6 protein-coding genes are annotated in these 4908 nt (G+C 74.6%); 3 read left to right on the plus strand and 3 right to left on the minus strand.

From position 1 onward, the window contains the following. Window positions 1-597 (plus strand): M1 family aminopeptidase (locus RIF68_RS27330; RefSeq protein WP_309053965.1); only part of this gene is annotated, 597 nt, incomplete at its 5' end. A 145-nt stretch (window positions 598-742) separates the two neighbouring features. Here the strand turns inward: RIF68_RS27330 and RIF68_RS27335 are convergent. Both RIF68_RS27335 and RIF68_RS27340 read right to left on the minus strand, forming a co-directional pair. Further along, window positions 743-1651, minus strand: a complete 909-nt coding sequence (locus RIF68_RS27335) for an oxygenase MpaB family protein (protein ID WP_309053966.1) — start codon at window positions 1649-1651, stop codon at window positions 743-745. A gap of 125 nt (window positions 1652-1776) precedes the next feature. After that, window positions 1777-2262, minus strand: a complete 486-nt coding sequence (locus RIF68_RS27340) for a hypothetical protein (RefSeq protein WP_309053967.1) — start codon at window positions 2260-2262, stop codon at window positions 1777-1779. Window positions 2263-2388: 126 nt separating this feature from the next. Between RIF68_RS27340 and sph the strand changes: the two genes are divergently transcribed. Continuing rightward, window positions 2389-3423: a sphingomyelin phosphodiesterase gene (gene sph / locus RIF68_RS27345; RefSeq protein WP_309053968.1), complete on the plus strand. Its 1035-nt coding sequence runs from the start codon at window positions 2389-2391 to the stop codon at window positions 3421-3423. Window positions 3424-3460: 37 nt separating this feature from the next. Here the strand turns inward: sph and RIF68_RS27350 are convergent, their stop codons facing one another. Next, a complete protein-coding gene (locus RIF68_RS27350) occupies window positions 3461-3952 on the minus strand; it encodes a hypothetical protein (protein WP_309053969.1) in 492 nt (163 codons plus the stop codon). Window positions 3953-4319: 367 nt separating this feature from the next. Here RIF68_RS27350 and RIF68_RS27355 point away from each other — a divergent pair. After that, window positions 4320-4908: MerR family transcriptional regulator (locus RIF68_RS27355; RefSeq protein WP_309053970.1), on the plus strand; the 589-nt coding region annotated here is incomplete at its 3' end.

The raw sequence follows: 4908 nt of genomic DNA on the forward strand, positions 1-4908 counted from the left end.
CGCGACTGGAAGGACATCTGGGTGAACGAGGGCTTCGCCCGGTACGGCCAGTGGCTGTGGTCGGAGAAGGAGGGCGAGGGCACGGCGCAGGAGCTGGCGGACCACGTGTACGCGCAGCGCGCGGCCGACGACGCGTTCTGGACGGTCCGGCCGGGCGACCCAGGCCCGGAGAACCAGTTCCACGTCGCCGTCTACGACCGGGGCGCGCTGGCGCTCCAGGCGCTGCGCAACGAGATCGGTGACGAGGACTTCTTCGCGATCCTGAAGGGCTGGCCGACCCGGTTCGCGTACGGCAACGCGCGGGTCGCGGATTTCGTGCGGTACGCGGAGCAGGTGTCCGGCAAGCCGCTCGCGGGTCTCTTCGACACCTGGCTGTACCAGCCGTCGAAGCCCTCGGAGGCGACGGCGGCCGCGGTGGGCCTCGGTGCTCCGGCCGCCGCGCGCTCGGCGGGCACCAGGGCCGCGGCTCCGGCGGAGCCGAGGTCGTGGAAGAAGATCGCCGCGACGAACACGGTCCACGAGCACCGGCACGGGGACGGGCACGGCCGCGGGTCGGCCGGGGATCTCGCGCACGGGAGCGGACGCGCGGGCCGCTGAGCCGGCCGCCGGGCGACGCGGGGCCCCGGCCGGCCGGAAGCGGCCGCGCGGGGCGTGCCCGCGGGGGACCGGGCGCGGTGGCTGCCGAGCCGGCCGCCCGGCGACGCCGGGCCCTCGGCCCGGGGGCGGCCGCGCGGGGCGTCCGTCAGCGCTCGTGCCGGGCGCGGCGGGCGGCCCGGCGGGCGCGGCGGGCCAGGGGCAGGTAGCGCAGCCACTCAGGCAGGACGGGGACGGCCAGGCGGACGGCCCGGGCGAAGCGGCGCAGCGCCCGCTCCTGGCCCTCGGTCCACTCCAGGCCGAGGGCCTCGCGGGCGTCCGGCGGCATGAAGCCCACGGTGAGGAAGGCGCGCAGGCGCAGGAACGGGCGGCGCAGGACCGGCCAGAGCAGGCGGAGCGCGAGCCGGAGCGGCAGGGGGCCCCGGTCGGGGACGGGCACCGGCTGTTCGGTGTCGAGCAGCTCACGGACGACGGCCGTGACCTCCAGTTCCTCGGCGAGGACGCGCCGGTAGTACGGCCAGAACTCCTCGATCGTCCCCGGCATGTCCCGGTCGTGGATGCCGAGCACCCGGCCGACCTGGAGCCATTCGGCGTACAGCTGCCGCTCCTGCGCCTCGGTGAGGGGCCGGGCCAGCAGGCGCAGGCCGTGCCGGTAGACGGGGTAGCCGGTGGCGTGGACCCAGGAGTAGTAGGCCGGGGTGAGGGCGTGGTAGCGGCGGCCGTGTGCGTCGGTGCCCTGGATGGTGCGGTGCAGCTCGCGGAGCCGGCGGCCCTCCTCGGCGGCGCGCTCGCCTCCGTACACCCAGAGCTGGACCGAGCGCAGCGAGCGTTCGCCGCGCCCCCAGGGGTCGGTGCGGAAGACGGAGTGTTCGTCGACGCCGGCGCCGATCGCGGGGTGGGCGACCTGGAGGGCGAGGGCGGCGGGCAGCATGAGCAGGGCACGGACGTCCCCGGCGACGCTCCACAGCACGCCGCCGACGGGCGGCGGGGCCGGGTCGGCGGCGGCCGGCCGCTTCCGGCCCGGGGTCGCGGCGGAGGTCTGCCGCGGGTGGTTCATGGGGTGCCTCTCCTCGTCCGTCCCCGCGCGTTCGCGCGGGTCCTCCGTTCCAGAGTGCGCCTATGACGAAGGGGCCGTCGCCGGGGCGCTGCGGCCCGGGGCGACGGCCCCTGTCTGCGTACGGGTCAGGCGCGGTCGGCGCCGACCGGCTCGCCGACGATGCGGGCGGCGAGGGCGTGGGCCCAGGCGTCGACGTCCGCGGTGAGCTCGCGCTCGGCGGCGGCGCGCTCGGCGGCGATCTTCGCGGAGCCGGCGGCGATGATGGCGTCGCGCTCGGCGGCGCCCTCGGCGCGGGCGGCGGCGATGGCGGCCGAGCCCTCCTCGACGGCCTTGGAGCGGATGCGGGCAGCCTCGTGGCGGGCCTCGGCGAGCTCGGCCTCGTACTGCTCACGGATCTGAGCGGCCTCGGTGCGCAGGTCGTCGGCGCGCTCGGTGCCGCCGGCGATGGCGTCGTCGCGCTCGTCGAGCGTGCGCTTGATCTTCGGCAGGATGCCCTTCGCAAGGATCAGGAAGGTGAGCCCGAACAGTACGGCGCCGAGGAGGAGCTCGGCCCAGACGGGGTTGAGCGGACCGAGGTCCGTCTTGAAGATCTGCGAGTTCGCGAGGGTCATGGCGGGCATTCTACCTGGTCGCAAAAGTTACGAATCGTACACCCGGTCGAGAGTTGGCGTGCTTGTGCGCGCCCGGCAAGATTCCCGGCATCCAGAGGCTACCGGAAGGTAACCCAGGCTGATTGTATGTGCGGCGCCAGGTCAACCCCCCACGTCTCCTTGGGAGTTCACGTGCCCTTCACCGCACTGCGCCGTACCTCCGGCGCCGCCTTGTCCTTCGCGCTCGCCGCCGCCACGCTGGCCACGGCCGCGCCGGCCGCCTCGGCGGCTCCGGAGACGGCGGCCGCGACCCCGCGCGTGAAGGTGCTCACGTACAACGCGTTCCTCTTCTCCAAGAGCCTCTACCCGAACTGGGGGCAGGACCACCGGGCGAAGGCGATCCCCGCGGCCTCCTTCTTCCAGGGGCAGGACGTCGTCGTGCTCCAGGAGGCCTTCGACAACTCCTCCTCGGACGCCCTCAAGGCGAACGCCGCCGCGCAGTACCCGCACCAGACCCCCGTCGTGGGCCGCTCGAAGACCGGCTGGGACGCCACCGGCGGCGCCTACTCCACGACCACGCCCGAGGACGGCGGGGTGACGATCCTCAGCAAGTGGCCGATCGTCCGCAAGGAGCAGTACGTCTACAAGGACGCCTGCGGCGCCGACTGGTACTCGAACAAGGGCTTCGCCTACGCCGTCATGGACGTGAACGGCAGCCGCGTCCACGTCGTCGGCACCCACGCCCAGTCCACGGACCCCGGCTGCGCGGCGGGCGAGGCGGCGCAGATGCGGAGCCGCCAGTTCAAGGCGCTCGACGCCTTCCTGGACGGCAAGGACATTCCGGCGAACGAGCAGGTGATCGTCGCCGGCGACCTGAACGTCGACTCGCACTCCCCCGAGTACGCGACGATGCTCGCCGACGCCGGGCTCGCCGGGGCCGGCGCGCGCACCGGGCACCCGTACTCCTTCGACACCGAGCTGAACTCGATCGCGGCGGAGCGCTACCCGGACGACCCGCGCGAGGACCTGGATCACGTCCTGCACCGGGCCGGGAACGCCCGCCCCGCCGACTGGACCAACCACGTGGTCCTGGAACGGAGCGCGCCGTGGACGGTCTCCAGCTGGGGCACGCAGTACACGTACACCAACCTCTCCGACCACTACCCGGTCCTCGGGTACTGACCCCCCGGCCCGCCGCGCCGGCCGCCGGCGGCCGGGCTCAGTACCCGGCGCCGCACACGATGCCGTAGATCCAGAAGCCGACGACGGCGGTGACGCAGAGCAGCACGAACCAGGAGCCGGCGCCGGTGTGACGCGTTGTGCGGGGCCTGCCGGGCTTCGCGGACCGCGACGGCCGCCCGGCTCCCCGGGGCCGTCCCGCGCGGGGCGGCCCCGGGGCCGGCCCCCCCACCGGCGCCGCCGCCTCCGCGACCACGGCGAGCAGCCGCCGGCAGACGGCGGCGAGCTCGGTCGTCCCGGCCGTCAGGTCCACGACCACCTCCGTACGGGCCGGAGCGGTGGTCCCCCCGTCCAGGAGCCGCCCCGCGCGCAGCAGCGCCCGGTCCTTGCCCCCCGTCGGAGCGAGGCTGATCCACCGATCCACCTGCTCGTTGCGTATCACCACCCCGCCCCCGCGCTCGCGGTACACGGTGTGCTCCCGCCACAGGACTCCGGCCAACTCCTGAGCGGTCTCCCTGAGTTGCGCGTACATTCCACTCCCCCTCACTGCGGTCCCCCGCCTCACTGCGGTCCCCCGCCTCGGTCGGCCGCCGACTCTAACCCGCGCGCCGGCGACCCGCCGCCCCACCCCGCCCCGGCGCCCCTTACGCGCCGAAGTCGTACACGGTGACCGGTATCCCACCCAGATCTCCGGCTCCACCTGGACGAACCGGGAGCGCCGATCCCGAAGCCGTTCGGGCCGTCGCGACGCCCCGCGCATACGTGATGCCGTTCATCTGGATCACGTGAGGGGGTGGCACCGACAACGGCCGCAGTCTTTTACACCGCTGGTGCGACAGCAATACTGTTGAAGTCAGGCGGGCCGCGTGGTCCGGGTGAGCGGGAAGTGAGGCACCTCGATGGGCGGCGAGCAGGGTGGGGGCGGGCAGCCGGGGGTGGCGGCCGGGTACACCGTGGACGAGCTGGCCGCGCGGGCCGGGGTGACCGTGCGGACCGTGCGGTTCTACGGGACGCGGGGGCTGCTGCCTCCGCCCGTGATCGGACCGCGGCGGGTCGGACGCTACGGGCCTGAGCACCTGTCGCGGCTCGCGCTGATCGAGGAGCTCCAGCGGCAGGGCATGACCCTCGCGGCCATCGAACGGTACCTGGAGCAGCTGCCGCCCGATCTCAGCGCCCGGGACCTGGCGGTGCACCGGGCCCTGGTGGCGTCGTGGGCGCCGGAGTCAGCGGAGTCCATCACGCGGCGGGAGCTGGAGCGGCGTGCCGGGCGGGAGCTGACCGACCGGGACGTGGACCGGCTGGCCGCGATGGGCGTGCTGGACCGCACGGCGGAGGCCGACACCTTCCGGCTCGACGGCGCACTGCTGCGGCTCGGCGTGGAGCTGCTCGACGTGCCGATCGACCACGAGACGATCCTCGCCTCCCGCACCGTGCTCCTGGAGCACGCGCGGGCCGCCGCCCAGGAGCTGGCCCGCCTCTTCCAGGAGC

This window comes from Streptomyces sp., from assembly GCF_031178505.1.
Taxonomy (GTDB): Bacteria; Actinomycetota; Actinomycetes; order Streptomycetales; family Streptomycetaceae; genus Streptomyces; species Streptomyces gulbargensis.